The following is a 269-nucleotide window of genomic DNA, read 5'->3' as shown; positions in this document are numbered from 1 at the left end:
CGGGACAAGCCGGGCGTTGCAGCACAGGACCGCCACCCGGAGCAGCTCGCGCACCGGCGCCGTGTCGGCGACCTCCCCGCCAGGGGCGTACCCCACACCGGTCACTGAGTGCGTCGCATCCCCCGCCCACACCCGGGTGACGGTCATCTCGGCCTGCGTGAGCGTCCCGGTCTTGTCGGTGCACACCACCGTGGTCGACCCGAGCGCCTCCACCGCCAGCAGCTGCTTGATCAGAGCATGGCGGCGCGCCATCCGCCGTACACCGATCG

General features: G+C 72.1%; 1 protein-coding gene. It reads right to left on the bottom strand.

Annotation, left to right across the window (positions count from 1 at the left end; translation table 11 throughout):
* On the bottom strand, positions 1–252 hold a 252-nt coding region (locus RB628_RS43065), incomplete at its 3' end, for a hypothetical protein (protein ID WP_318325847.1).
* Between the last annotated feature and the right edge of the window lie 17 nt (positions 253–269).

The sequence above is a fragment of the Streptomyces sp. ADMS genome, assembly GCF_033441795.1.
Classification (GTDB): domain Bacteria; phylum Actinomycetota; class Actinomycetes; order Streptomycetales; family Streptomycetaceae; genus Streptomyces.
Note: the sequence above shows the minus strand (reverse complement) of the source record. Positions and strands in the feature narration are given on the sequence as shown.